At 48.6% G+C, this 3552-nt stretch carries 2 protein-coding genes and 2 pseudogenes; 1 reads left to right on the top strand and 3 read right to left on the bottom strand.

All coding sequences use genetic code 11. The annotated features are described in order from the left end of the window. Nucleotides 1-248: pseudogene (locus tag AK963_RS36050) on the bottom strand (hypothetical protein); the annotation flags it as partial. 118 nt (nucleotides 249-366) lie between these two features. Then, nucleotides 367-1665 carry a ferredoxin reductase family protein gene (locus AK963_RS26935; RefSeq protein ID WP_066018426.1) on the bottom strand — a complete coding sequence of 433 codons (1299 nt, stop codon included), beginning with the start codon at nucleotides 1663-1665 and terminating at the stop codon, nucleotides 367-369. 192 nt (nucleotides 1666-1857) lie between these two features. Here AK963_RS26935 and apbC point away from each other — a divergent pair, with 192 nt between their 5' ends. Beyond that, nucleotides 1858-2949 (top strand): iron-sulfur cluster carrier protein ApbC, encoded by a 1092-nt coding sequence (gene apbC, locus AK963_RS26930; RefSeq protein ID WP_066018425.1) that lies wholly within the window; start codon nucleotides 1858-1860, stop codon nucleotides 2947-2949. Here the strand turns inward: apbC and AK963_RS26925 are convergent. Next, nucleotides 2946-3416 (bottom strand): annotated as a pseudogene (locus AK963_RS26925) (NAD(P)H-dependent oxidoreductase); the annotation flags it as partial. The gene apbC and the pseudogene AK963_RS26925 overlap by 4 nt on opposite strands. Between the last annotated feature and the right edge of the window lie 136 nt (nucleotides 3417-3552).

Here is a 3552-nt window from a genome sequence, read left to right as displayed (position 1 = left end):
TGCATCGTGAAAGTTTTCAGGAAAATCGGGAGTTTTAGGCATGACATTAACGGGATGAACAACAGGCTATTTAAAGTATAAAGGCAATCGCAGAATTCGTGACATATTTTGAAAATGAAATTGGTATAAAAACAGCTGCGAGCACCACTGATCAGGGCTCTGGCCAGTACTGCAAACACACCTGGGCCGGGGGTGACCGAAAATATGAGAATAGCGGCAAAAAAAGCCAGACCACTTTCCAGAGACATAAACCACCTTCCAGAGAAATGATGTCTGAGTACCTTATATTCGTAGAGCAATCCGTTTAGGGCAAACTAAATTATCTCCAGATAATGGGTTTTGCAGAGGGGAGCGGGTTGACCATTTCTAACGAAAATCAAACCGCTCCTGCTCGAAGCGTTTATTGACCAGTCCATACTGAGTGAGAGTTCTTCTGAGAGACTCACCGAAGCTTGTTGTTCCACAATACATGACCGCTGCTTGGGACAGTGTATGCCTAGTTTGGAGTGTACCAGTCTGTAAACGGCTGCCATTGTCGGAAATGCATGGAACTACAGTCATACCTGCTACATTGCCGGCAACTCTCTTCAGTTCAGGCAGAAAGATAGCCTCCACTTCAGAGTGGACACAATAGTAGAGTGTGACAGGGTAGCTGACGTCGGGACTGTTATTTTCAAGAAATCGGCTCATCGCGACAAATGGAGCAATGCCCACGCCTGCACCAATCCATATCTGTTCACGTGAATGATCTAAGGTAAAACCACCATATGGGCCTTCCAGTATTATTGAAGAGCCAGATTGAAGAGAGGTGATCAGGTGTTCGGTGTAATCCCCCAGTTTTTTAATGGCAAACTCCATCTCACGAGTGTCTGGGGAGTAACGCAGAATGGTAAAAGGGTGCGCTTTCTCACCATCACGAAAGTCAATAAATGCAAACTGTCCCGGTAGATAATCAATGGTGTTATCAAGCTTCAGGGTCACAACCATAATGTCTTCTGCGGGTCTTTCTACCTGAATAACTTGTCCACTGTGTTTTTTCTTACGACCAATCTGGCCGGATAACGAAACCCAGGCAGCCCAAAGGCCTGTTATTGATAACGTCAGTACAAGTATCGCAATAACCCAATTTCCCCCACTATGCGGTGTGAGCATTATGCTGTGAGCAGCTCCGAGAAGATAAACAATGCCCAGTAGCTTATGGCTCAGGCTGAAGTCTTGATACTGAAATCTACGAATCAGACTAATGATGATGAGTATCAGCATGGCATAAAGCGCCCATTCCCCCATACTTACCGCTTCACCACGGAATTGACTGAAAATGCTCATCTCTCCTGCGCCGCCTTTGCGAATCGGGCGGGAGACCAGCTCTGCAGATACCATCCACGGACCAGACTTTACGGCCAGCCAGTGGAGAATCATAAAGATTCCTGCGGTGATGCCTGCTCTTTTGTGCAGGTGATAGAGCTTATCAAGACCGTGCAGCCGGGTTTCCAGCCAGCCAGGCCGAAGAGCGAGAACCATGCAAAGGGTCATTAACCCGAAACCAACAAATCCGGAGAACAGAACGATCTGATGACGCCAGAAAAAGAATCCGGGGTTTTCCGGTATAAATAACAGTTGGCAGGCAATATAGATAACACTGAACAGCAGAATTAAACGCTTCATCTTATGCGCCTTTGCATGGGTGAGAGTGCATTGCCATTGTATGAACCAACGATGATTTGAGTGTGTCAGGGGTTTGAGTATTTGTACTAAATTGTACGGCTCTACTTTGCTTCTAATGGTTTACCTCTTGAATTTGTCGCCTTAAACCCTCATTAAGTCGCATAGTATTTTCCCGCCGACTGGAGTGTGGCCATGAATCCAAGCCGAGCTGATATTGAAGCGGCTATCCGCAGCTATCAGGACCCTTATCTGAAAAACAATTTGCTGGATGCTGGCTGTCTTGAATCTCTGAATATTGATAATGGCAAAGTCAGTGCGTCCCTGGTGCTGGGTTACCCAGCCAAAGGTCTGTGCGATGGGGTTGCCCAGATGCTGTCCAGTAAAATCGAGGATGTTGATGGTGTTGAGTCTGTTGAGGTTGCGGTGAACTGGAAAGTTGATCCTGCTCCGGTTCAAGGTGAGCTGGAAACCATGGCCGGTGTGAAGAACATCATTGCCGTGGCTTCCGGTAAGGGTGGGGTCGGTAAATCCACCACCGCAGCGAATCTGGCTCTGGCGCTGGCTGCAGAAGGTGCGCGGGTGGGTATTCTGGATGCCGATATCTATGGCCCGAGTATGGGACAGATGTTTGGTATTCCCGATGGTAGCCGGCCGGATGTGAAGAATGACAAGTTCTTCATGCCGATTGAAGCCCATGGTATTCAGGTGATGTCCATGGCATTCCTGGTTACTGAAGATACCCCGGTGGTGTGGCGTGGTCCAATGGTCAGCGGTGCCCTGATTCAATTATTGACCCAGACCATGTGGAATGACCTGGACTATCTGGTGATTGACCTGCCACCGGGTACCGGTGATATTCAACTAACCCTGGCTCAGAAGATCCCGGTATCTGGCAGTGTGGTGGTTACAACGCCTCAGGATCTGGCACTGATTGATGCCAAGAAAGGTGTAGAAATGTTCCGCAAGGTCGGCGTTCCTGTGCTGGGTGTGGTGGAAAATATGGCCGTTCATATCTGCTCAAACTGTGGCCATACCGAGCACTTGTTTGGCGAAGGTGGCGGTAGCCGGATTGCAGAGCAGTTTGAAATCGATCTGTTGGGCTCTTTGCCACTCTCTATGATGATTCGTGAGCAGGCAGACGAGGGGGCACCCACCGTGGTTTCTGAACCAGAATCCCAGATAGCCATGATCTATCGGGATATGGCCAGGCACATGACCGCAAAACTATGGTTACGTCATCAGCAGGCTCCTGCAGTGCCCTCTCTGTCAGTGGTCGATGACTAAAAGTGTTTGATTTTCTGGCGGACTTTGTCCAGAAACTGGCTTAACTGTGACTTGGAAATTTTATCCATGCTGTATAGGGCGAGCCAGTCAATATCCCTGCATTTGGTGACGGCCTTTAAGCTCAGTCTCATCATTTTGCGGGGAGGGTTACCGATCAGGGCCATCCGCCAGCGTGATGCGCCTTGGGTCGTAATGATCAGAATTTTCTGCAGGTTCGTTAGTTTTGGCTTTACCCCGTCTGGGCCAAAATCAGCGACGATAGAAGGAAGCCAGACGCGATCCAGCCAGCCCTTCAGGATTGCCGGTGGTCCCATCCACCAGGTGGGATAGATCATGATCAGGGCTTCAGCCCATTGTAGCTGCTGAACATATTTCTCTACGGTAGCCGTGTTGTCCTTGTCCATATAGGTTCTTCGCTCTGCCGTGCTCATTCTGGGCTCAAAATCTTCCTGGTAGAGGTCCAGCGTTTGTACCTCATACCAATCGCATTTTCTAAATCCTTAAGCTGCCGCCAACTATGCTTAGGCATCATTACCATGCATTATCTAGAACAGATGTCTCGTCGACCACAGCTACCCGAAGGTTTTAATGATGTTGATTTTC

This window comes from Endozoicomonas atrinae, from assembly GCF_001647025.1.
Classification (GTDB): domain Bacteria; phylum Pseudomonadota; class Gammaproteobacteria; order Pseudomonadales; family Endozoicomonadaceae; genus Endozoicomonas; species Endozoicomonas atrinae.
This window is presented reverse-complemented; position numbering and strand designations above follow the sequence as displayed.

Bases quoted from the DNA above. Each gene is read 5' to 3' on its own strand.
- AK963_RS26935 (WP_066018426.1), bottom strand. From the start codon at position 1,665: ATGAAGCGTTTAATTCTGCTGTTCAGTGTTATCTATATTGCCTGCCAA.
- apbC (WP_066018425.1), top strand. From the start codon at position 1,858: ATGAATCCAAGCCGAGCTGATATTGAAGCGGCTATCCGCAGCTATCAG.